This is a genomic window from Plantactinospora sp. WMMB782 (assembly GCF_049179135.1).
In the GTDB taxonomy this organism is placed as follows: Bacteria; Actinomycetota; Actinomycetes; order Mycobacteriales; family Micromonosporaceae; genus Plantactinospora.
The window spans coordinates 1,456,778-1,479,449 of sequence record NZ_JBMHMC010000007.1; the positions used below are offsets into that span (position 1 = coordinate 1,456,778).

Here is a 22,672-nt window from a genome sequence, read left to right on the forward strand (position 1 = left end):
AGCGGCCGAGTAGAGGTGGCGCGCTGACGGCCCGGGTCTTCCGCCGACCTTCCCCGACCGGAGCCTTCCGCCGATCGGAGTCGCCCGCTGATGGAGTCGCCCGCTGATCGGAGTCGCCCGCTGATCGGGGCCCCCTTCGCCGGCCGGGCCAGGTTCGTTGCGGAGACTGTCGAGCTGGGCGCACAGCCGGGGCACAGGCTGCGCGGAGATTGTGTGGGGTAGCTGGGCTGGATATCAGACGGGGCGGGCGCGGTCCGGAGATTGGCTGGGCTGGTGGGCGCACAGCCGGGGCAGCTCGACAGTCTGCACGTCGGACTACCTGTCGGCCCGGCGGTCGGGCCGCTGAGGCCTCCCGGACCGCCCAACCCGGGGCTCCAGGACCGGAACTACCCCGGGGCTCCAGGACCGGAACTACCTGGCCGCCGGGCGGTCGGAGCGGCAGGGCGGTCGGGGCGGGGCGGTCGGGGGGCGCCGGGAAGTCAGCTTCGGTCGCCGTGCCAGGAGCGCCAGAGCGCGGCGTAGGAGCCACCGGCGGCGACCAGCTCGGCGTGCGGGCCGAGCTCGGTGATCCGGCCGTCCTCCACCACCGCCACCCGGTCCGCGTCGTGCGCCGAGTGCAGCCGGTGCGCGATCGCGATCACCGTACGGCCGCGCAGCACGGCGGCCAGCGATCGCTCCAGGTGCCGGGCGGCCCGGGGATCGAGCAGCGAGGTGGCCTCGTCGAGTACCAGGGTGTGCGGGTCGGCGAGGACCAGCCGGGCCAGCGCGAGCTGTTGCGCCTGGGCGGCCGAGAGTGGATGCCCACCCGAGCCGACCCGGGTCTCCAGCCCGTCCGGAAGCTGCTCCGCCCAGTCCAGCGCGTCGACGGCGGCGAGCGCGGAGCGTACCCGCTCGTCGGATGCGTCCGGCCGGACCATGCTGACGTTGTCGCGCAGCGTACCCAGGAAGACGTGGTGTTCCTGGGTGACAAGCGCGACCTCGGTGCGCAGCTCGGCCAGCGGCAGGTCGGCAAGCGGGACGCCGCCGACGGTGACCGCACCCTGCCGGGGCCGGTGGATCCCGGCGAGCAGCCGGCCGAGGGTGGACTTGCCGGCGCCGGACGGGCCGACCATCGCCAGCCGCTCCCCCGGGCGCAGTGCGAGGGTCACGCCGTGCAGCACGTCCCGCCCCGACTGGTAGGCGTACCGGACGTCCCGGGCGACGAGCCGCCGGTCGGCCGGGTGGGACACCGCCGCCTCGCCGACCGGTCCGGACGCCGGCACGCCGCCGGCCGGTGCGTCGTCGGCCGGTGCGTCGTCGGCCGGTGCGTCGTCGGCCGGTACGTCGTCGGGTCGGCGGGCCACCCCGAGCAGCCGGGCCAGGGAGGCGCCACCGACCTGCACCTCGTCCAGCCAGGAGAGCAGCCGGTCGACCGGGTCCGTCAACTGCTGCACGTAGAGGGTGGCCGCGGTCGCCTCGCCCAGCGACACCCAGCCCTCGACATAGAACCAGCCGCCGCAGACCAGGGTCGCCACGACCGGCAGCACGTAACCCGTCTCGGCCAGCGGAAAATAGACGGTACGCAGGAACAGGGTGTACCGCTCGGCCGCGTACGACCGGGTGATGTCGGCGTCGGTGCGGGCCCGGCGCCGGGCCTGCTGGCGAAGCGCCTCGGTGGTCCGCGACCCCTCCACCGTCTCGCTGATCCCGTCGGTGATGTCGGAGTAGGCGGCGTTCTCGGCGAGGTAGCCGGGGGTGGCCCGGCGCAGGTACCAGCGGGTGGCCACGGTCAGGATCGGCACCGCGACCAGGGCGGGCAGCAGCAACAGCGGACTGGTCAGCAGGATCGCGCCGATCACCGCCAGCACCGTCACCACGGCGATGAGGGTCTCCGGCACGGCGAACCGGACCGACCTGGACAGCGCCGATACGTCCCGGCTGCTCCGGGTCAGCAGGTCACCGGTGCCGGCCCGCTCCACCGTGGGCAGCGGGATGGCCAGGATCCGGTCGACGAACTCCTCGCGCAGCTCGGCGAGGACCCGCTCGCCGAACCGGGCCGAGGCGAAGTGCGCGAACCGGATCAGCACCGCCTGGGCCAGCACGAACCCGGCGATCGCCAGCGCCACCCGGTCCACCGTCACCGTGCTGGTGCCCGCCGAGATCGCCTCGGCCAGGTCGCCGAGCAGCCGGGGCGCGGCCAGCCCGGTCACCGCGGCCAGTGCGTGCAGCCCGAGCGCCCCGGCCAGCGCCCGGGGATGCCTGCGGAGCAGGCTGCGGGCGTACCGGCGCACCTGCGCCGCGTCGGCGACCGGCAGTGCGGGACGCTCGCTCATCTCACTCCCCCTCGGCCCGGCTGACCACCGCGGCGTAGCGCGGCTCGGTGTCGAGCAGCTCGCGGTGCCTGCCCTCGGCCACCGCCTTGCCGTCGGAGACGAAGACGACGTGGTCGGCCCGGTCCAGCAGCAGCGGGCTGGTGGTGCAGACCACCGTGGTCCGGCCTCGCCGGGCCGGGCCGAGCCGGTCGGCGATCCGGGCCTCGGTGTGCGCGTCGACCGCGCTCGTCGGCTCGACCAGGATCAGGATCTCCGGGTCGGCGACCAGCGCCCGGACCAGCCGCAAGCGCTGCTGCTGGCCGCCGGAGAACTCCCGGCCCCGCTCGGCGACCCGGCCGGCGAGCCCGCGCGGCAACGCCGCCACGATGTCCGTGGCGCTGGCCGCCTCCAGCGCAGCCGCCACGGTGGCGTCGTCGGCCCGGTCGTGCGGGTCCAGCTCCGTGCGGAGCGGGCCGGAGAAGAGTCGCGCGTCGTTGTCGGCCACCAGGATCCGGCGCCGGACCGCGGCCACCGCCAGCTTCCGCAGGGGTACGCCGCGCAGCGTCGCCTCGCTGTCGACGTACCGGCCGAGCCGGTCGGCGACGGCGACCGCCTCCTCCGGCGCGGCGGCGGCCAGCGCGGTCAGCCGGCCGGGCCGCACCGTCACCCCGGACTCGACGTCGACCAGCTCGCCGGGCCCTGCCGGCAGCTCGACCGGGTGCTCCGGGTCGGTGATGTCCGGCCGCAGGTCGAGCATGCCCACCACCCGGCGGGCCGAGACGTGCCCCCGGGTGATGTGGTCGATCAGCTCGGTGAGCATCCGCAGTGGACCGACCAGGAACACGGTGTAACCGTAGAACGAGACGAGTTGCCCGACACTGATCTCGCCACGCAGGGCGAACCGGGCGCCGAGCCAGGTCACCAGCACCAGGAAGATGCCGGGCATCAGGACCTGGGTCGCCTCCAGCAGCGCCTCCACCCGGGCCACCCGTACCCCGCCGTGCCGCAGCGCCTGCGACTCCGCCCGGTAGCGGGCCGAGAAGACCGACTCGCCGCCGACCCCGCGCAGCACCCGCAGCCCGGCGACGATGTCGCTGGCCCGGGTGGTCAGGGTCGCCTGCTGGTCCCGGTACGCCTCCTGCCGGCGGTGCAGCGGCCGGATCAGTACGGCGACCACCGCCATCAGCAGCGGTACGCCGAGTACCACCACCAGGCCGAGCGGCAGTGAGGTGGCGAGCAGGATCGCGGTGATGGTGAGCACCGCGAAGATCGAGCCGGTGCCCCGGGAGAGGATGTCGAGCACCCCGCCGATGTGGTTGATGTCGGCGGTGCCGATGCTCACCACCTCGCCGGTGGCGAGCCGCTTCGGCAGGGTCGCGCCGAGCCGGTTGGCGTGGTCGACTGTGATCTGCACCGTCCGGTACGCCCCGGCCAGCCAGTTGAAGGTGGCGAACCGGTGCCGGACGATCCCGACGACCGCCTGCCCGACACCGAGGGCGAACAACACCCCGCCCCAGCGCAGCAGCGCGTCGGTGTCCCGGGCGACCAGGCCGGCGTCGATCGCCCGGCCCAGCACGGCCGGCATCAGCGCCTGACCGACGAAGGAGACGACGGCCAGCCCCATCCCCCAGGCGAGGGTGGGCCAGATCCGGGCGGCGAGCCAGAGCAGGAACCTGGTCGCCGAGCGCCGGTCGGGCACGCCGGGATCGGCGACAGGTAAGGAGCGCACCCGGCGACGCTATGAAACCGATCGCCACGATCGCCACGGGTTTTCCGGGCCCTGGCCGCCTCCTGATCGCCGACTTACGGGCTCAGAATCGCGAACAGTCGCGGCTGGAATCCGCCGGCAAAAATGCCTAGTGTCGATAAGTCGAACCGATTGGCCGCTATTTCGAATGGTGATCGGCCGACCGTTTCATCCTGAACGGTTCTCCGTATCAAATTGAAGCAGGGGGATGACATGACCGACAGCGGATCATCGGTGCCGCGCCGCCAACTCGGACGGCACCTACGCATCGCGCGCGAGCAGGCGGGGCTCGGCCTGGAGGCCGCCTCCCAGGAGCTGGAGGTCTCCAGGACGACCATGTACCGGATAGAGAGCGGCGGCACTTCCGTCCGCAAGGCCGACGTCCTCGCCATGTGCACCACGTACGGGGTGTCGAACGAGATGACCGAGGCACTCATCGGCCTGGCGACCCAGACCAAGGCAGCAGGCTGGTGGCACTCCTACGGCGACGCCATCCCCTCCTGGTTCGAGCTGTACGTCGGCCTGGAAGCCGCCGCCTCCCGCCTCCGCCACTGGGAGCCGTTCACAGTTCCCGGCCTGCTGCAAACCAGGGAGTACGCCACACACCTGCTGCGTTCCCAGCCGGATCTTCCCGATGTGGAGGTGGAGCGCCGGGTGGAGGTTCGACTGGAACGCCAGCAGATCCTCCGCCGCAAGAAGCCTGCGCCGCCCCGCCTGGAAGTCATCGTTGACGAGGTCACCCTCCGCCGTCGGGCGCCCGGGATGGCGGGCCAGCTCGCCCACCTGCAATCGGTAGCAAGCAGCGAGATTGCGACGATCAGAGTGTTGCCGTTGACCGCGCAGCCCAACTGGGCGCTGACCGGTGGCAACTTCATCATCCTCGACTTTCCGTCGACCGGACTCCGCGCTCCGGAGCCGACGACGATCTACAGCGAGTCGCTGACGGGCGCCATCTACCTGGACCGACCGATCGAGATCGCGGCGTACGCTAGGGCATGGAGGATGCTCGAACTCTCGTCACTCGATCCATCGCAGTCGGCCGACCTGATAGCGCGGATCGCCAAGGAGTCCAGCGATGACTGACCTGACCGGCGCCAGATGGCGCAAGAGCAGCCGCAGCAACGGATCGGGCGGGGCGTGCGTCGAGGTCTCCGACAACCTGCCCGGCGTCGTCGGCGTACGCGACAGCAAGAATCCGTCCGGTCCTGCCTTGGCCTTCTCTGCGCCCGCCTGGCGGCGCTTCGTCACCTCGATCCGATAACACCAGTCACGCCGTAGGCCTCTGGCCCGAATACCCTCGGAGGCCTACGGCGCAGTTACACGAGTTGACGGATGCAATGATCTAAATCAACCACGTTGGGCAAGCGCCGCGGTGCCGCGCAGCCACGCCACGACATCTGCCGCGCCCCGGCACCGAGCCGTCGACAGCGCACTGGCAAGTGCGAGTAGCTGTTCCGGTGGTAGTTGGACTGCCTCACGGCTGGCCAGACGCAGCCGCACGCTGCTGTTGCCATCAGCGACGTCGAGCACCGACACCGGTTGGGCCGGACCGATGACCCCGCTGTGGCGTACCGGACCGACGAGTTTCTGGTTGGTCTGACGCAACACCACCGATCGGGCGTCCGCAAGCTCAACGCTCCGCTGCCGTAGGCCCCGCACGGTCAACCGAGTTCCTTCCAGCCAGGCGGCCAGCCGAACACCGAAGGTGATCGCCAGCGCCACATACACAACGACACCCAGGGTAAATACTGCAGCCGTCACAAGCGGCAGGTAGCCGAGCGGTATCTGACTGCTGGGGCGGTCGGGTATCACCCAGAGCAGCATCATACCCACGATGAATCCGAGACAGCCGGACGCCAGTGCGGCCATCCCGCCTAGCACCACCCCAAACACCACCCGCAACGCACGAGTGCCGTGGAAGCCGACCGAGAGATGATATCGATAAATCCCTGGATGCACCCGGCCATGATGACAGACAGGGGCGACACGTAGAGCGGTCAGGATTTCGACAGAAGGTTAGCGAACGTCAACGAATCCACGCTGGCCCCGATCACTCCGGCGCGGGACGCCGGAACGCGCAGCCTCCAGAGCCGTGTAGACGATGACCAGGGCACCAAGTCCCCGGCTATCACGAACGGCAGGAAACTCCACATCTCGATGCCGTCCGGATCACGGGGCATCGCCAGGGTCTTCGACAAGGAGTGACTGTCACTCCGACCGCACGGACCACTTGCCGGGTGCGTCCATGATGGGCCAGCCGAAGGTTCCGCCCGGCTGCTCGACCATACCGGTATTGTCGTTCAGCACCTGGGCCATCGCCGTCATCGAACTGTCAAACCGATCGACGTACTCCACGAGCGCCACCGCTGCGGCGATGATCAACGAGATCGTGGCCGCAGCCCCACCACATGCCTCCGGCGGCGCGGCCGGGGCAGTTACGACGGCAGAGGTCAACCCGACTGCACCGGCCAGGGTGGTGACAAGGGTCGTCACCGCTGCAGCGAGGGCTGCCCAGAAGGCGAGAAGGCCCCAGCCGAGATCATCCAAGGCAGCCTGGACCTTCTCGGCGGCCGGCCCGATGGTCGCGATAGCGTCTGCCTGCGCGAGCGCCGCATCCCGGTAGGCATCGGCGGCCATGCCGGTCCATAGCCGGGGGGATTCCAACCCGTGCGGTGACAGCTTCTGTTGCAGACCACTCACAGGTGCGCCCACCCGTACATTCCAGTACTCGCCGATGCGCCAGAGCGCCGGAGGGAAGCCCGGTTCCTCGGCAAACCGCTGTAGCTCGTCGAATATCCGGTCCTTCAGCTCGAGGAATCGCCGCCACTCCCTCTCGATCACCTCGGCCCCGATGCCCATCGGCAGAAGACGCATGACGTCGTTGAGCCGGTCCGCCAACTCCACGGTCAACTGCTGGACCCGTTCGAGGCCCTCGCTGACGTTTAGCTGTGAGCGCTCGGCGACCTGTTCCAGCCAGCTCGCTCCCGCTGCGGTCATCGTTACTCCCCCGCTCGCTGCATGCGTACTGACGCCCCCTGGTCCGAACGGTCGTAGTCTTCCAGTACCGCTCGTAGCCTGGTCGCCATTTCCGTCATCGTGAGGGCGCCCTCCCGCAGCACCCGAACGAAATATTCCTGCGCCTCGGTGTAACGCTGCCCAGCGCCGAGCCGGCTGGGCAGATATCCGATGTGGAACCCACCGAGTCCCAGGGATGCTGCCTCGTGCGCAGCCTTTGTCATGACCTCCGCGGCCTCATGCCAGGTCGCCGCGTCGCTCATGAGCGCATCGCGGGCCACTCTCACGGTCGCCGCATCCGGTTCGGCCAACTCCTCGTCCCTTCTTGCCTTGTAGGTCAGCGTGGTGCGGCCAAGCGGTGGACCAGGGTCACCGGATCGGCGGTGAGCTCACGCAGTGCGGTCAAGGCCGGCAGGCTACCCAGTATGGCCTGCCTTTCTTGCGCCATCCGGTCGTACGCGTCCTGGCATGCCTCACCCAACTCGCTCCCCATAGCCTGACCACTCGGATGGCTCCGCAGCCAACGTCGGTCGACCTCCACCTGCGAGAGCTGGTCGCCTGCATAGGTGACAGTCACGCGATCGGAACGAGACCGTCCCAGCACCTGCTGGTGTGCCCGTGCCTCTGTTCGACGGCGGTAGTCATCCATCTCCGACAGCGCTGCTTCGGTTACCTCCGACAGCCGGAGCAACGCCTCCGTCCTGCTGTCACGATCGCCGGCCGGTGCGGTGCCCCGGCCGTCGTGAGGTTCCTCGTCCTGGCGTTGGCGCAGCGATCCCCGCCAATCGGCCGGCGGTTCGGCACCAGCCCGTTCGGCTACCCGTTCCGACCAGGCACTTATACGGTTCACGGCCGCTTGGTTCGCCGCAGTGACGACCGCGTCGGCCAACCGATCCGGCCCTGGATCGCGCCACCACGCATGATCGATGTCGATTCGCTGGACGCGCCCCGCGTCGTCCAGATGCACCCGCACGGTCCGTGACTCGTCCGCGCCTACACCGCTCAAGCCGGAATGGTCCAACTGCCAGGCAAGCCGCTCGGCGCCGGCCCGAAGCTCATCGAGACTGTCTGTAATGCTCACTGGCTCCCCAGGAATTCGTCGAATCGTACGGACGGTGCAGCTTTCAGCGAGGCCACGCCGCCATGGCGCGGAGCCAACCGACGATTTCCGCGACGCCCGGGCAGCGTGCGAAGGATAGGACGTTGGCCAGGGTCAATAACTGGTCCGGAGGCAGCAGCACCCTGTCACGGCTGGCCAGGCGGAGCCGGATCTGCCGTCCGTTGGCGTCCACCACCAGCAGCGGAACCGTCGGTGGTGCCCCCAGTACGCCAGCCGGAGCCGACGTGGCGAGCCGCTCGGCGCTCGCCTGCAGCGATATTGCCCGGGCCGTCGTCAGTTCGACGGCCTGACGCCGTCCGTCCTGCACGGTCAGTCGGGTGCCGTCCAACCATGCTCCGGAAAACACACGCCGGATTGCAAGCCGCAGGAGGAACCACGTCCCAATGCCGAAAAGCCCGCCCGTCAAGAACGGCAGGGAGAACGGCCCGGCGTTGAGCGGATCCACGCCCTCGCCCACCGTGCGAACCAGCAACCCGCCAAGGCGGAAGCCGGCGATGACGGCGACAATGGCGACCGCACCGCCGAACACGAGCACGAGCAAATAGCGGCCCACAAGCCCTCGCTGGTGCCCGACCGAGAGATAGACACGTTTGCCTGCCGGCTGCATCCGGCCATGATGACACACAGAGGCGACACGGTGGGTGGTCGTTGTCACGACAGAAGGTCAACTTCCGTCGGTAGCTCGTCCGTTCGGAGGCTCAGCTGTCGACTTGGGTGAAGTCCCAGACGTGTGGGGTACGGGCGAGCATCCGGGCCGGCGGGTCGGGCAGCGAGACCGGGTTGGCCCGCCACCTGGACCCGATTTCGGGTCTATCCTCCGGCCGGCCACCTCGTTATTCCGAGGGCCAGATCGTAGCCGATACGCGCCAACCCGTTCGCGCTGCGTGAGCAGTCGACGCCATCGCGTCAGGTGAGTACGGTATGCCGCATGCACCCTTTCCAGGCCGCGCAGCAGATTGCGCACACCCGCGAGGTCGACGCGGCGGCCCTGATCAACGGCCGATGCGACCTGCGCAACTATCCGTACCGACACCTCGCGGTGGTGGCAGACAGTAGCCTTCCGATGCCGAGGACCACCGGCATCCTGGTCGCGGTCGAGATACTCAGCCAGTGGGGCTGGGAGTTGGTCAGCGTCGTCAAGCCGTTCGAGTCGGTCGACAAGCTGGTGGCCTTCCTGCGCCGCGCCTGAACTCGGCCGGCCTGCCGGGCGGGCACCTCGGGTCAGCGGTCGACCTGGGTGAAGTCCCAGACGTGTGGGGTACGGGCCAGCATCCGGGCCGGCGGGTCGGGCAGCGAGACCGGGTTGGCCCGCCATTTCGAGATGACCACCAGCCGGTTGTCTGTGGACGAGAAGACCTCGCTGGAGATGTGCAGCGGGTTGTGCTCCAGCTCCGGCAGGGCGCTGTCGCAGACCCACGAGATCAGGTCGGCGAAGCCGGCGCGCTCGGCGCGTACCTCCCACATCCGTACGATCACGTCGGTCGTCACTCTCCCCACCGCCCCAGACGCCGCCGGAACACTACACGCTCACGATCGTGAGCGGCATCGCGGAATCGGCGGGCAGGTCCAGCCGGCTCGGGGCGACCCCGGCGGCGACCAGGTGCGAGCCGAGTGCGGCGACCATCGCCCCGTTGTCGGTGCAGAGTTTCGGCCGGGGCACCCGGACCCGGATGCCGTGCTTCGCCGCCCGTTCCTCGGCCAGCGCCCGCAGTCGGGAGTTGGCGGCCACCCCGCCGCCGAGCACCAGGGTGTCGACGCCCCGGTCCCGGCAGGCCGCGACCGCCTTGCCGGTGAGCACGTCGCAGACCGCCTCCTGGAACGAGGCGGCCACGTCCGGCACCGGCACCGGCTCGCCGGCCCGCTGTTTCGCCTCGACCCAGCGGGCCACCGCCGTCTTGAGCCCGGAGAACGAGAAGTCGAAGCGGTGCGCGGCGAGGTCCTTCGGTGCGGTCAGCCCGCGCGGAAAGGCGATCGCGTCCGGTGCGCCCGAGCGGGCCTCCCGGTCGATCGGCGGGCCGCCCGGGAACGGCAGCCCGAGCAGCCGGGCCACCTTGTCGAAGGCTTCCCCGGCGGCGTCGTCGATCGTGGCGCCGAGCGGGGTGACCCCGTTGGCCAGGTCGTCCACCAGCAGCAGTGAGGAGTGCCCGCCGGAGACCAGCAGCGCGATCGCCGGTTCGGGCAGCGGGCCGTGTTCCAGGGTGTCCACCGCGACGTGCGCGGCCAGGTGGTTGACCCCGTACACCGGCTTCTCGGCGGCCAGTGCGTAGCCCTTGGCCGCGGCCACCCCGACCAGCAGTGCGCCGGCCAGCCCCGGGCCGGCGGTGACCGCTATCGCGTCGATGTCGGCCAGGGTCACCCCGGCGTCGTCGAGCGCCCGCCGCATGGTCGGCACGATCGCCTCCAGGTGGGCCCGGCTGGCCACCTCCGGCACCACCCCGCCGAACCGGGCGTGCTCGTCCACGCTGGACGCCAGCGCGTCGGCGAGCAGGGTGTGCCCGCGTACGACGCCGACGCCGGTCTCGTCGCAGGAGGTCTCGATCCCGAGGATCAGGGGTTCGTCAGCCATTTTCCGCCCGTTCCAGTTCGACCTGCATCACCAGCGCGTCGGTGTTGCTCGGTTGGTAGTAGCCGCGCCGCACCCCGACCGGCTCGAATCCGTACGCCGCGTAGAGGCGCTGGGCCGGTGCGTTGTCCACCGCCACCTCCAGCAGCACCCGGCGTACGCCCCGCCGGGTCGCCTCGGCCAGCAGCTCGACAAGCAGCATCCGGCCGATCCCGGCGCGCTGGACGTCCCGGCGTACGGCCACGTTCTGCACCCAGGCCTCGTCCGGCGGCGCGACGGCCAGCCCGGCGTACCCGACAAGCGCGTCGGTGCCGTCGAGCGCCGCGAGGTAGTGGTGCCCGTTCGCCAGCTCGTTCCAGAACATCGCCGCCGACCACTGCTCGGCACCGAACAGGTCCGCCTCGATCGGCAGCGCCTCGGTGATGTGCCACCAGCGGAACGGCCCGAGCCGGATCGTCCGGGCACTGCCCCCGTCGACCGCCGGCATCACCCTGGGACCCTCACTGTAAGACCGGCTTGCGGCCGGCCGCCGCCACCGCGTCCGGGCGGCGCAGGTAGAGCGGGGTGAGCTGCTCGCCGGGGGCGCCGGCCCGGACGCGCCCGGACGCCAGCTCCGCGAGCGCGTACGGCGGTGGGTAGTCGAGGCCGGCTCGCGGCGGCAGGCCGAGGATGTCGGCGTACCGGTGGGCACCCTCGCCGACCGCGACCCGGACGCCCAGCTCGCGGGCCCGCTCCGCGACGGCGGCCGGGGTGTCGACCTCGGGGCCGGCCAACCGCTCGCCGGCCAGGTCGTAGACGGCCCAGTAAATCTCCCGGCGCCGGGCGTCGGTGGCGGCCAGCACCGGCCCGCCCTCCGGCACCGCGCCCGAGCGGGGGTGGGTGGCGGCGTGGCCGATGGCGTCGAGCGAGGGCACCCCGTAGGTCGGGATGCCGAGCACCTGTCCCATGCTGGCGGCGGTGACCAGGCCGACCCGCAGCCCGGTGAACGGCCCGGGTCCGACCCCGGCCACCACGGCGGCCAGGTCCGTCGGGCGGGCGCCGGCCCCGGCGAGCACCTCGGAGACCTGCGGCGCCAGCAGTTCGCCATGGGCACGCGCGTCGACGACGCTGCGTTCGCCACGCGGCACGACCGCGTCGGTGGTGATCTCCGCCAGCGCGGCGGTCACCGCCGGGGTCGAGGAATCCAGCACGAGTACGAGCACATAGGCACCCTAACCGGACTGCCATCGGCACCGGGCCCCCGCCCGGCTGTCCACGGCGGCGGTCACCCGGATCGAGCAGGGGGTGCGGGCACCGACGGTGGCGATGTTGGAGCGGCACCAGCGGGTCGAGAGACGTCAGCGGGCTGCGAGGTCCCAGTCGACGGTGGGCCGACCGGCGTCGGCAAGCGCCTTGTTGCAGGCGCTGAACGGGCGGCTGCCCAGGAATCCCCGGGGGTTCATCGGGCTCGGGTGGCCGGCCTCCAGCACCACGTGCGCCGGGTTGCCGACCAGCGCGGCCTTCTTGCGCGCGTAGCCGCCCCAGAGCAGGAAGACGATCCGCTCCGGGCGGGCGTCGAGGGCCTTGATCGTGGCGTCGGTGAACGCCTCCCAGCCCTTGTTGCCGTGCGAGCCCGGGGTGGCCTGCCGGACGGTCAGCACCGCGTTGAGCAGCAGCACACCCTGGCTCGCCCAGCGGGTCAGGTTGCCGCTGCGCGACACCGGCACCCCGAGGTCGTCGGCCAGCTCCTTGAAGACGTTGCGCAGCGACGGCGGCACGGCGACGCCGTCCCGGACGCTGAAGCTGAGCCCGTGCGCCTGGCCCGCCCGGTGGTAGGGATCCTGACCGAGGATCAGCACCCGGCAGTCCTCCGGCGCGCAGAGCCGGTAGGCCGCGAAGAGGTCCTCCAGCGGCGGGAAGACGGTCTGGGAGGCGTACTCCCCGGCGACGAACTCGCCCAACGCGGCCGTCTGGGCCGGGTCGAGGTGCGGGTCCAGCGCCGCCCGCCAGGCCGGCGGCAGCAGGGCCGGAAGATCCAGGGTCATCGGTAACCTCTCGAACGCCAGGACGTTTCCCGCACTCTAGAAGTCCGGTACGACACCGGGGACATCGGCTCCGGCAGCCCGCGGCATCAGCGCAGTGCGGAGAGGCGCTCGGCCCAGTCGCCGCCGAACGGCACCAGCTCGACCCGCCGGGTGTCGTCGTCCCGCCTGTCGATGAGCACCCGCAGGTGCGTGTCGACCAGGTGCTCGACCATGCCCTCGCCCCACTCGACGACGGTGACCGCCTCGTCCACCGACGCGTCCAGGTCGAGGTCGTCGATCTCGGCCCGGGGGTCGACCGCCTCACCGAGCCGGTACGCGTCGGCGTGCACGAGCGTGACCCGGCCGCCCCGGGCCGGATCGGGGCGGTGCACCCGGGCGATCACGAAGGTCGGCGAGGTGATCTCGCCGAGCACGCCCAGTCCGGCGCCGATCCCCTGCACCAGGGCGGTCTTGCCGGCGCCCAGCGGGCCGGTCAGCACCAGCAGGTCCCCGGTGCGGAGCAGCCCGCCGAGCTGCCGACCGAACCCGTGGGTGTCCGCCACCGTGGGCAGCTCGCGGACCAGTTCCGGACTGCCGTGCGGGCCGGGTGACGAGTCGCTCATCCGGGTGGCTATCCCTTCCACAGCTCAGTTCTCTCCTCGGCCGGGCAGCCGGTCGAGGAAGTCCAGCAGTGCCGTGTTGACCTCGTCGGCGTGTTCCAGCATCACCACGTGCCCACTGTCGGGCACCTTCACGTACTCGGCCTCCGGGAGCCAGCGGACGATCTCGTCGGAGTGGGTCACCGGCGTGATCATGTCGCGCTCGCCCACGATGACCAGGGTCGGCCTGTCGCGCAGTGCGGCGAGCACCGGATAGCGGGCGTGCAGGTAGATGGTGCGCAGGTAGCGGGCCACCGTCTCGGTGGAGGTCCGCGAGTTCATTCTCTCCACATAGGAAACCAGGGCCGGACTCGGGGTCGGGGTGCCGAAGCCGTACCGGCGGGTCAGCAGCCAGGCCAGGTTCGCCGAGGCGCGGCGGGCCCGGTCGAGCACGCTGCCGGTCAGCCGGGTCGCGTTGTCCACCACCGGGAGCAGCGGGGTGCCGGCCCGGGCGACGATAGTCGGCAGCCCGAACTTCGTCTCCGCCACCAGCCCGCCCGAGGTGGCCATCAGCACGGTGCCGACCACCCGCTCGGCGAACAGCTCCGGATAGCGTTCGGCGAACGCCATGATGGTCATCCCGCCCATCGAGTGCCCGACCAGCACCAGCGGTCCGGTCGGCGCGGTCCGGTCGAGCACCGACCGGAGCGTCTCGGCGAGCGCCTGGAGCTGGTACTCGCCGGACTCCAGCCGGCCGGACCGGCCGTGTCCCGGCTGGTCGTAGAAGACCATCCGGTCCTCGCCCCGCTCGGTGAGGACCCGGCGCTGGAAGTGGAAGGTGCCCATGTCCAGGCAGAAGCCGTGCACGAAGACCAGGGTCGGCCGCCCCCGGCCGGGCGGCCGCCCGACGATCTCGACGTGGATGTCGGTGCCGTCAGCGGTGGTGACGGTGCAGGACTCGTCGTAGGGCAACGCTCCGAACGGCTCCGTCGCGTAGCGGTCGCCGGGTGCGGCCTTGGAACGGCGTACCACCGCCCGTTCGGCGGCCACCCCGGCGGCGATGCCGGCCGCCGCCACCCCGGCCGCCGCGCCGATGATGCCGGCCACCCGGAACAGCCCGGTCCGGGCCGGGGTACGCCGGGACGGCTGCCGCTGTGCGGGTACCCGGGGCGGGGCGAGCCGGCGGCCGGGGCTCACCGGAGCCCGCCTTCCGTTCGTGACTGCGGGGCTCGCAAACCCGCCTCACTCCTCGCACCCCGGAGCCCGCCTTCCGTTCGTGACTGCGGGGCTCGCAAACCCGCCTCACTCCTCGCACCCCGGAGCCCGCCTTCCGTTCGTGACTGCGGGGCTCGCAAACCCGGCTCACTCCTCGCACCCCGGAGCCCGCCTTCCGTTCGTGACTGCGGGGCTCGCAAACCCGGCTCACTCCTCGCACTCACGATGCTGCTCCGTCGTACACCCGGGGCACCCGGACCCCGCCGAACCGGGTGACGATCTCGTAGTTGATGGTGCCGATCGCCTCGGCCCAGTCGTCGGCGGTCGGTGCGCCGTCCGCACCGTCGCCGAATAGCGTCGCCACGTCGCCCGGCGCCACCGGATCGTCGCCGCAGTCCAGCACGATCTGGTCCATGCAGACCCGGCCGGCGATCCGGCGCCGGGCACCGGCGAGCTGGACCGGGCCGACGTTGGAGGCGTGCCGGGGAACCCCGTCGGCGTAGCCGAGCGGCACGACGGCGAGGGTGCTCTCCCGCTCGGTGTGGTAGGTGTGCCCGTACGAGACACCGGTGCCCGGTGGCACCCGCTTGGTCAGGGTCACCCGGGCCCGTGCGGTCATCGCCGGGCGCAGCCCGAACCGCTCGCCGGCCACCGGCGACAGCCCGTACATCGCGATGCCGGGGCGGACCAGGTCGAAGTGGGTGTCGGGGCGGGTCAGCGTGGCCGCCGAGTTGGCCAGGTGCCGGTAGCGGGGGCGCAGTCCGGCCCGCTCGGCCAGGGCCAGCCCTTCGGCGAAGACGGCGAGCTGCCGGTCGGTGGTGGCGTGCGTGGGCGCGTCGGCATAGACCAGGTGGCTCCACAGTCCGACCACCTCGACCAGCCCGTCGGCCTGTGCCTTCGCCGCCGCGTCGAGCAGCTCGGGCCAGTCGGTGACCGTCGCGCCGCCCCGGGACAGGCCGGTATCGATCTTGAAGTGGGCCCGGGCCGGCCGGCCGGCCCGCTCGGCGGCGGCGACCAGCTCGGCGAGCTGACCCACGCTGGCGGCGGCCAGGTCGACGTCGGCGCTCACCCCGTCGTGCAGCGGCAGCCCGGGGGCGAGCAGCCAGGCCAGCACCGGAGCGGTGACCCCGCCCCGACGCAGCGTCAGCGCCTCGTCCAGGGTGCAGACGCCAAGCCAGTCCGCACCGGCCGACAGCGCCGCACCGGCCACCGGGAGCATGCCGTGGCCGTACGCGTCGCCCTTGACCACGGCCATCAGTTCGGCGCCGGTCCCGGCCCGCAGCCGGGAGACGTTGTCGCGGATCGCGTCAAGGTCGACGCGTACCTCGGCCTGCCACATGCCCTCAGCCTACTGTCCGGTAGATCCCGCCGGTCCCAGGTGGCGTGACCAGGACAGTTCGCCGGTCACCGGGACACCGGTCAGCGGGGCAGCCGGGCGATCACCGGGCGCAGCGCGGCGGCCACGTCGTCGGCGGTCACCGGACCGCGCCGGGCCGCCTCCTGCCCGGCCAGCCCGTGCAGGTACGCCGCAGCCGCCGCCGCCCGCTCGGCCGGCAGCCCGGCGGCGAGCAGCGAGCCGAGCAACCCGGCCAGCACGTCGCCGGTGCCGCCGGTGGCCAGCGCCGGGGTGCCGGTCGGGTTGGCGAACGCCCGCCCGTCGGGGGTGGCGACCACGGTCCGGTCCCCCTTGAGCAGCACCGTCGCGTTCATCCAGCTGGCGAGTTTCAGTGCCGCCCCGATCCGGTCGGTGGGCGACTCGCCGCAGAGCCGGGCGTACTCCCGGTCGTGCGGGGTGACCACGATCGGCGCGTCCCGCTCCCGCAGCCGCTCCGCCATCGAACCGTCCACCAGCAGGGTGAGCGCGTCGGCGTCCAGCACCACCGGCACCGGTGCGGCGAGTACGCAGCGCAGCTCGGTGGCGGCCCGGGAGTCGGTGCCGAGCCCGGAGCCGCAGACCCACGCCTGCACCCGGCCGGCGTCGTTGACCCGCTCGGCGGCGACCACTGACGGATAGCGGCGCAGCACCTCGGCACGGGCGCCACCGGCGTACCGGATCATGCCGGTCGGCCCGGCCACCGCGCCGCCGGTCGAGAGCACCGCCGCACCCGGGTACGTCGCCGAGCCGGTGGCCAGCCCGACCACCCCACGGCTGTATTTCTCCTCCTCCGGGCCGAGCCGCGGCCACCATTCGCACACGTCCGACCATTCGGGAACGCGTACCGCCGGGGTGCCCCGCAGCCACGGGCCGAGCCCGATGTCGACAAGCTCGACCCGCCCGGCCCGGGGTGCGGCCGGCCCGACCACCAGGGCCGGCTTCAGGCAGCCGAAGGTCACCGTCAGGTCGGCGGTCACGGTGCCGGGCAGGTTGCCGGGCCGGGGCACCCCGCCGGTGTCCACCTCGACCCCGCTCGGCACGTCGACCGCCACCACCGCCGCCCGGCCCCCGGACCGGCCGGTCAGTCGGGGCAGCGCGGCGACCAGCTCGGCCGCCGGCTCGCGCAGCCCGCCCGAGCCGCCGATCCCGACGATCCCGTCCAGCACCAGGTCGGCGCGCTCCGGCAGTCGCTCGACCAGCCGGCCACCGGCGGAGCGCAGCGCGGCCAGGCCACCGGCGTGCACCCGGTCGGGGGCCAGCAGCAGCGCGCCGACCGCCGCGCCCCGGCCGGCCAGCAGGGCACCGGCGTAGAGGGTGTCGCCGCCGTTGTCGCCGGAGCCGACCAGCAGCAGCACCCGGGAGCCGTAGACCCCGCCCCGCTCGGCGAGCAGCCGGGCGCAGTGCCCGGCCAGCCCGCCGGCCGCCCGCCGCATCAGCGTGCCGGCCGGCACGGTGGCCAGCAGGGCCCGCTCGGCGGCGCGTACGTCCGCCACCCGCCACGCCGTCCTCATCGCTCCGCCTCCCGCAGCGCCACGCCCACCCGGTCAGCCTCCCGTGCCGGCACGCTCGCCAACCCCGCCGTGCACGGCGTCGTCCTCACCGCTCCGCCACCACCATCGCCGAGGCGATGCCGCCGTCGTGGGACAGCGAGAGGTGCCAGCGTCGCACCCCGCGCCGGGTGGCCGCCGCGGCGACCGTGCCGGCGACGGTGAGCCAGGGCCGCCCGTCCGGGTCGGCTACCACCTCGCAGTCGTGCCAGTGCAGCCCGGCCGGTGCGCCGAGCGCCTTGGCCACCGCCTCCTTGGCGGCGAACCGGGCGGCGAGCGACTCGGCCGAGCGCGGACTGCCCGACCCGGTGACCCGTTCCGCCTCGGTGAAGAGCCGGTCGGCCAAGAGCGGGGTGCGCGCGAGCGCCCTGGCGAACCGGTCGACGAGAACGACGTCGATGCCGACTGCGACGATCACCCGCCCCACCCTACCGGCGGGCGGCGTGACTCACTCCACCGTGACCGACTTGGCCAGGTTGCGCGGCTGGTCGACGTCGTGCCCCCGGGCTGACGCGATCTCGCAGGCGAGCACCTGCAACGGCACGGTGGTGACCAGCGGGGCCAGCAGGGTCGGGGTACGCGGCACGTAGATCAGGTGGTCGGCGTACGGCCGCACCGCCTCGTCGCCCTGCTCGGCGATCACGATGGTGCGGGCGCCCCGGGCCCGGATCTCCTGGATGTTGGAGACGATCTTGTCGTGCAGCATCCCGCGCCCGGCCGGCGAGGGCACCACGCAGACCACCGGGGTGCCCTGGTCGATCAGGGCGATCGGGCCGTGCTTCAGTTCGCCGGCCGCGAAGCCCTCGGCGTGCATGTAGGCGAGTTCCTTGAGCTTGAGCGCGCCCTCCAGGGCCACCGGGAAGCCGACGTGCCGGCCGATGAAGAGCACCGTCGGGGCCGTCCTGATGTCCCGGGCCAGCTCGCGGACCGGCTCGATGCCGTCGAGCAGCTCGCGCAGCTTGTCCGGCATCTCCTGGAGCTGGGCGACCACCGCGGCCACCTCGTCGGCGTACTTGATGCCGCGCACCTGGGCCAGGTGCAGGCCGATCAGATAGCAGGCGACCAGCTGGGTGAGGAACGCCTTGGTGGAGGCGACCGCCACCTCGGGGCCGCCGTGGGTGTAGAGCACCGCGTCGGACTCGCGCGGGATTGTGGAGCCGTTGGTGTTGCAGATCGCCAGTACCCGGGCCTTCTGCTCCTTGGCGTGCCGCAGCGCCATCAGGGTGTCCATGGTCTCGCCGGACTGGGAGATCGCCACCACCAGGGTGGACCGGTCCAGCACCGGGTCGCGGTAGCGGAACTCGCTGGCCAGCTCGACCTCGCAGGGAATCCGGGTCCAGTGCTCGATCGCGTACTTCGCCACCATCCCGGCGTGGTACGCCGTGCCGCAGGCGACGATGAAGACCTTGTCGACGTCCCGCAGGTCCTGGTCGGAGAGGCGGACCTCGTCGAGGACGATCTCGCCGTTCTCCTTGAGCCGGCCGAGCAGGGTGTCGGCGATCGCCTGCGGCTGCTCGGCGATCTCCTTGAGCATGAAGTAGTCGTAGCCGCCCTTCTCGGCGGCCGAGGCGTCCCAGTCGATGTGGAAGTCCTTGCCGGTGGCCGGGGCGCCGGTGAAGTCGGTGATCTCGATGGCGTCCGCGGTGATCAGCACCACCTGGTCCTGGCCCAGCTCGACCGCTTCCCGGGTGTGCTCGATGAACGCCGAGACGTCGCTGGCCAGGAAGTTCTCCCCGACCCCGCGCCCGACCACGAGCGGCGAGTTGCGCCGGGCCCCGACCACCGCGCCGGGGATCGCGGCGTCCACCGCGAGCAGCGTGAAGGCGCCCTCCAGCCGTTGGCAGACCTGCCGCATCGCGGTGGCCAGCAACTCCGGGCCGTCCGGCTCGCCGGCCGAGCGCAGCCGGGCCAGCTCCCCGGCGAGCAGGTGCGCGGCGCACTCGGTGTCGGTGTCACTCGTAAACTCGACGCCCTCGGCCTCCAGCTCGGCACGGAGCTTGGCGAAGTTCTCGATGATGCCGTTGTGGATCACGGCCACCCGGTCGCCTGCGCGGTGCGGGTGGGCATTGCGGTCGGTGGGCCCGCCGTGGGTGGCCCACCGGGTGTGCCCGATGCCGGTGGCGCCGGCGCCGATGCCGGGTACCACGTCGTCGCCCGGGGCCGACCGCTCGGCCAGCGCCTTCTCCAGGTTGGCCAGCTTGCCGGCCTTCTTCTCGGTCAGCAGCTCGCCCTCGGCGACCACCGCCACCCCGGCCGAGTCGTAGCCGCGGTACTCCAGCCGCCGCAACCCGTCCAGCACGATGCTCAGCGCCGGCCTGGCGCCGACGTAACCCACGATTCCGCACATGGCCCGCAGCCTAACCTAAGTTCGCTCAGATGGCCTGCTCGAAAGGTGCTCATTCAATCACTGTGCATGCTCAATTTTCGATCCCACCTCCTCAGCCGGACGAACGGCGACACCGAGTGCGGACCGCCCCCGGACCCGGCCGGAGACGCCGACCGGGCGAAAGACGCCCGGACCGGCCTGGCCAGGCTTCACCGGTACATCGCGGCCAGCGAGGACGCGGTACCGTGACTGGCGCATTCGCTGCCATCTTCCCGGCGCCCCCTCTCCCCGTCGCCGTACCCCTGCTGTCCGCGATATCTGGAGCCCAGACCCGATGACCGACTCGCCGCCCCCGCAGAACCCGTACGACCCCTCCGCCGAGTACGAGCCGCCGACGACGAAGTACGGCCCGCCGCAGCAGCCCCGGCCGGAGGAGCCGGCCGAGGAGGAGGACGCCCCGACGACGAGGTACGCCCCACCCCAGCCGCCCCAGTCCGGCGGCTACGGACAGCCCGCGCAGCCGACCACGTACGGGCAGCCGGCACAGCCCGGCAGCTACGGCCAGCCGTCGCAGTCCGGCGCCCCGTACGGACAGCCGGCACAGCCCGGCAGCTACGGCCAGCCGCCGCAGTCCGGCGCCCCGTACGGACAGCCGCCGCAGGACAACCCGTACGGGCAGCCGGCCTGGGGCCAGCCGCAGCAGCCCAACCCGTACGGCCAGCAACCGCAGCAGCCCAACCCGTACGCCGCGCCGCAGCAGCCCGCCCCGGGCCAGCCGCCGGCCCCGGCCTACGGTGCCGGCCCGGCGTACCCGCCGCAGTCCGGCCCGCCAGCCACGCCATACCCGACCAGCGGGGCGCCGAACCAGCAGGACGCGGGTTACGGCGTATACCCGCCACAGTCCGGACCGCCGCAGTCCGGACCGCCGCAGTCCGGACCGCCGCAGTCCGGACCGTCCGACCCGTACGCGGCGGCCGGCGGCTACCCCGGCTACGGACAACCCGGACAGCCGGGATACCCGGGACAGCCGGGATACCCCGGACAGCCGGGACAGCCGGGCTACCCCGGCGGGCCGTTCCCGGCGGCAGCGCCGAAGAAGAGCAACAAGACGATGATCATCGTGATCGTGGCGGTGGTGGTGGTCGTGCTGCTGGCCTGCGTCGGCGTCTGCCTCGGCCCGCTGGCGTTCATGGACCGGATGCGGGAGACGGTGGAGACCAGCCTGGACGTCACCCCGCCGCCGTCCACCTCGGACAGCACGGACGGCGGCGCCCCGGGCAGCAGCGGCCAGACCGTGGTCTACGAGGTGACCGGGGACGGCCGGGTCGCACTCTCCTACATCGACGGTGCCGGCAAGCAGGTGCACGTGCCCTCGGTCGACCTGCCGTGGCGCAAGGAGGTCAAGCTCCCCGAGGACGAGTTGAAGACGGTGGTGGCGATCCGCACCGGTGGCGGCTCCGGGGACGTCTCCTGCAAGATCACAGTCGACGGCAAGGCAACCGCGTCGAAAAGCTCCAGCGGCACCTACGCGACCGTCACCTGCTCCGACTTCGGGTTCTGAGCTGTCGGCTCCGGGGGCGGGATCTGCCGCGACGCCGCACCGCGCCTCTAGGGTGACGGGGTGACGACGACAGCCGACTCCGACCCCCTGGTCCGCCGGATGCGCCCGTTCGGCACCACGATCTTCGCCGAGATGTCGGCGCTGGCGGTGCGCACCGGCGCGGTCAACCTGGGTCAGGGCTTCCCGGACACGGACGGGCCGCCCGAGATGCTGGCCGCGGCGGTCGATGCGCTGCGCGGCGGGCAGAACCAGTACCCACCCGGTCCGGGCATTCCGGCGTTGCGGGCCGCGGTCGCCGCGCACCAGCGCCGGTTCTGGGGACTGGACTACGACCCGGACGGGCAGGTGCTGGTCACCGCCGGGGCGACCGAGGCGATCGCGGCGGCGATCCTCGGGCTCTGCGAGGCGGGCGACGAGGTGGTCTGCTTCGAGCCGTACTACGACTCGTACGCCGCCTCGATCGCACTGGCCGGCGCGGTCCGGCGGCCGGTCACGCTCCGCCCGGTCGACGGCGGCCGGTACGCCTTCGACCCGGCGGAGCTGCGGGCCGCCTTCGGACCCCGGACCCGGCTGGTGCTGCTCAACTCGCCGCACAACCCGACCGGCAAGGTCTTCGACGCCGACGAACTGGCGCTGATCGCCCGGCTCTGCCAGGAGTACGACGTGCTGGCCGTCACCGACGAGGTCTACGAGCACCTGGTCTTCACCGACGCCGGCAGCCCGCACGTCCCGCTGGCCACCCTGCCGGGAATGTGGGAGCGCACCCTGCGGATCTCCTCGGCCGGCAAGACGTTCTCCTGCACCGGCTGGAAGATCGGCTGGGCCAGTGGCCCGGCCGCGCTTGTCAGCGCGACGACGCGGGTCAAGCAGTTCCTCACCTACACCGGCGGCGCTCCGCTGCAACCGGCGGTGGCGGTGGCGCTGGCCCTGCCGGACGGCTACTACCAGGATTTCCGGGCCGACCTCCAGGACCGGCGCGACCAGCTCGCCGCCGGGCTGGTCGAGGCCGGTTTCGAGGTACTGGTGCCGGAGGGGACCTACTTCGTCACCGCCGACATCACCGGGCTGGGCGGGCGGGACGGGGTGGAGTTCTGCCGCTCGCTCCCGGAGCGCTGCGGCGTGGTGGCCGTGCCGACCCAGGTCTTCTACGACCACGTCGAGGCGGGCCGCCGGCTGGTCCGGTTCGCCTTCTGCAAGCGCCAGGAGGTGCTCGCCGAAGCCGTCACCCGGCTGCGCACTCTCGACGCCGCCTGACCGGTCGACACCAGCCGGTCGACACCAGCCGGCCGACGCAGCCGACCGACGCAGCC

24 protein-coding genes are annotated in these 22,672 nt (G+C 72.2%); 6 read left to right on the plus strand and 18 right to left on the minus strand.

Annotated features, from left to right (window positions below; all coding sequences use genetic code 11):
* Window positions 1–479: 479 nt before the first annotated feature.
* Together ACN28A_RS08465 and ACN28A_RS08470 are read right to left on the minus strand one after the other, a co-directional pair.
* Window positions 480–2,312, minus strand: coding sequence for an ABC transporter ATP-binding protein (locus tag ACN28A_RS08465; RefSeq protein ID WP_421393897.1), 1,833 nt, complete (start codon window positions 2,310–2,312; stop codon window positions 480–482).
* A gap of 1 nt (window position 2,313) precedes the next feature.
* The gene (locus ACN28A_RS08470; RefSeq protein ID WP_421393899.1) at window positions 2,314–4,020 is read right to left on the minus strand and encodes an ABC transporter ATP-binding protein; all 1,707 of its coding nucleotides are present in this window, start codon (window positions 4,018–4,020) and stop codon (window positions 2,314–2,316) included.
* Window positions 4,021–4,251: 231 nt separating this feature from the next.
* Between ACN28A_RS08470 and ACN28A_RS08475 the strand changes: the two genes are divergently transcribed.
* Window positions 4,252–5,121, plus strand: a complete 870-nt coding sequence (locus ACN28A_RS08475; protein WP_421393901.1) for a helix-turn-helix domain-containing protein — start codon at window positions 4,252–4,254, stop codon at window positions 5,119–5,121.
* Entirely contained in the window at window positions 5,114–5,299 is a 186-nt protein-coding gene (locus ACN28A_RS08480; protein ID WP_421393904.1) for a DUF397 domain-containing protein, read from the plus strand. The genes ACN28A_RS08475 and ACN28A_RS08480 overlap by 8 nt, the downstream gene beginning before the upstream one ends.
* Window positions 5,300–5,385: 86 nt before the next feature.
* Here ACN28A_RS08480 and ACN28A_RS08485 read toward each other — a convergent pair whose 3' ends face one another.
* From ACN28A_RS08485 to ACN28A_RS08505, 5 genes are all read right to left on the minus strand, one after another.
* Entirely contained in the window at window positions 5,386–5,997 is a 612-nt protein-coding gene (locus tag ACN28A_RS08485; protein ID WP_421393905.1) for a hypothetical protein, read from the minus strand.
* Between the two features lie 249 nt (window positions 5,998–6,246).
* Window positions 6,247–7,035: a hypothetical protein gene (locus ACN28A_RS08490; protein ID WP_421393906.1), complete on the minus strand. Its 789-nt coding sequence runs from the start codon at window positions 7,033–7,035 to the stop codon at window positions 6,247–6,249.
* 2 nt (window positions 7,036–7,037) lie between these two features.
* A complete protein-coding gene (locus tag ACN28A_RS08495; RefSeq protein WP_421393908.1) occupies window positions 7,038–7,364 on the minus strand; it encodes a hypothetical protein in 327 nt (108 codons plus the stop codon).
* 26 nt (window positions 7,365–7,390) lie between these two features.
* Entirely contained in the window at window positions 7,391–8,134 is a 744-nt protein-coding gene (locus ACN28A_RS08500; RefSeq protein ID WP_421393909.1) for a hypothetical protein, read from the minus strand.
* 43 nt (window positions 8,135–8,177) lie between these two features.
* Window positions 8,178–8,780, minus strand: a complete 603-nt coding sequence (locus ACN28A_RS08505) for a hypothetical protein (RefSeq protein ID WP_421393910.1) — start codon at window positions 8,778–8,780, stop codon at window positions 8,178–8,180.
* 321 nt (window positions 8,781–9,101) lie between these two features.
* Between ACN28A_RS08505 and ACN28A_RS08510 the strand changes: the two genes are divergently transcribed.
* Window positions 9,102–9,362: a transcriptional regulator gene (locus ACN28A_RS08510; RefSeq protein WP_421393912.1), complete on the plus strand. Its 261-nt coding sequence runs from the start codon at window positions 9,102–9,104 to the stop codon at window positions 9,360–9,362.
* A gap of 32 nt (window positions 9,363–9,394) precedes the next feature.
* On the opposite strand, the gene ACN28A_RS08515 is transcribed toward ACN28A_RS08510, so the two are convergent.
* The 11 genes from ACN28A_RS08515 to glmS all read right to left on the minus strand — a co-directional run bounded on the left by ACN28A_RS08515 (window position 9,395) and on the right by glmS (window position 19,822).
* Window positions 9,395–9,649, minus strand: coding sequence for a hypothetical protein (locus ACN28A_RS08515; protein ID WP_318396093.1), 255 nt, complete (start codon window positions 9,647–9,649; stop codon window positions 9,395–9,397).
* A 43-nt stretch (window positions 9,650–9,692) separates the two neighbouring features.
* The gene (gene tsaD / locus ACN28A_RS08520; protein WP_421393914.1) at window positions 9,693–10,739 is read right to left on the minus strand and encodes a tRNA (adenosine(37)-N6)-threonylcarbamoyltransferase complex transferase subunit TsaD; all 1,047 of its coding nucleotides are present in this window, start codon (window positions 10,737–10,739) and stop codon (window positions 9,693–9,695) included.
* Window positions 10,732–11,223, minus strand: coding sequence for a ribosomal protein S18-alanine N-acetyltransferase (gene rimI, locus ACN28A_RS08525; protein WP_421393916.1), 492 nt, complete (start codon window positions 11,221–11,223; stop codon window positions 10,732–10,734). Before rimI ends, tsaD begins: the two co-directional genes overlap by 8 nt.
* A 13-nt stretch (window positions 11,224–11,236) precedes the next feature.
* Window positions 11,237–11,938, minus strand: a complete 702-nt coding sequence (gene tsaB / locus ACN28A_RS08530; protein ID WP_421393917.1) for a tRNA (adenosine(37)-N6)-threonylcarbamoyltransferase complex dimerization subunit type 1 TsaB — start codon at window positions 11,936–11,938, stop codon at window positions 11,237–11,239.
* A gap of 135 nt (window positions 11,939–12,073) precedes the next feature.
* Window positions 12,074–12,760 carry a uracil-DNA glycosylase gene (gene ung / locus ACN28A_RS08535; protein WP_421393919.1) on the minus strand — a complete coding sequence of 229 codons (687 nt, stop codon included), beginning with the start codon at window positions 12,758–12,760 and terminating at the stop codon, window positions 12,074–12,076.
* Window positions 12,761–12,846: 86 nt separating this feature from the next.
* Window positions 12,847–13,362, minus strand: coding sequence for a tRNA (adenosine(37)-N6)-threonylcarbamoyltransferase complex ATPase subunit type 1 TsaE (gene tsaE / locus ACN28A_RS08540; RefSeq protein WP_421393920.1), 516 nt, complete (start codon window positions 13,360–13,362; stop codon window positions 12,847–12,849).
* A gap of 24 nt (window positions 13,363–13,386) precedes the next feature.
* Window positions 13,387–14,454: an alpha/beta fold hydrolase gene (locus ACN28A_RS08545; RefSeq protein WP_421404247.1), complete on the minus strand. Its 1,068-nt coding sequence runs from the start codon at window positions 14,452–14,454 to the stop codon at window positions 13,387–13,389.
* Window positions 14,455–14,773: 319 nt separating this feature from the next.
* Complete coding sequence (gene alr / locus ACN28A_RS08550; RefSeq protein ID WP_421393922.1) at window positions 14,774–15,892, minus strand: alanine racemase; 1,119 nt, start codon at window positions 15,890–15,892, stop codon at window positions 14,774–14,776.
* A gap of 80 nt (window positions 15,893–15,972) precedes the next feature.
* A complete protein-coding gene (locus tag ACN28A_RS08555) occupies window positions 15,973–17,439 on the minus strand; it encodes an NAD(P)H-hydrate dehydratase (RefSeq protein WP_421393924.1) in 1,467 nt (488 codons plus the stop codon).
* An 85-nt stretch (window positions 17,440–17,524) separates the two neighbouring features.
* Complete coding sequence (locus tag ACN28A_RS08560; RefSeq protein ID WP_421393926.1) at window positions 17,525–17,893, minus strand: holo-ACP synthase; 369 nt, start codon at window positions 17,891–17,893, stop codon at window positions 17,525–17,527.
* 30 nt (window positions 17,894–17,923) lie between these two features.
* Entirely contained in the window at window positions 17,924–19,822 is a 1,899-nt protein-coding gene (gene glmS / locus ACN28A_RS08565) for a glutamine--fructose-6-phosphate transaminase (isomerizing) (protein ID WP_421393928.1), read from the minus strand.
* A 66-nt stretch (window positions 19,823–19,888) separates the two neighbouring features.
* Between glmS and ACN28A_RS08570 the strand changes: the two genes are divergently transcribed.
* The 3 genes from ACN28A_RS08570 (at window position 19,889) to ACN28A_RS08580 (ending at window position 22,616) form a co-directional block, all read left to right on the plus strand.
* Window positions 19,889–20,050 (plus strand): hypothetical protein, encoded by a 162-nt coding sequence (locus tag ACN28A_RS08570; RefSeq protein ID WP_421393931.1) that lies wholly within the window; start codon window positions 19,889–19,891, stop codon window positions 20,048–20,050.
* An 85-nt stretch (window positions 20,051–20,135) separates the two neighbouring features.
* Entirely contained in the window at window positions 20,136–21,362 is a 1,227-nt protein-coding gene (locus tag ACN28A_RS08575) for an MmpS family transport accessory protein (protein WP_421393933.1), read from the plus strand.
* 60 nt (window positions 21,363–21,422) lie between these two features.
* Complete coding sequence (locus ACN28A_RS08580; protein WP_421393935.1) at window positions 21,423–22,616, plus strand: pyridoxal phosphate-dependent aminotransferase; 1,194 nt, start codon at window positions 21,423–21,425, stop codon at window positions 22,614–22,616.
* Window positions 22,617–22,672: the final 56 nt, after the last annotated feature.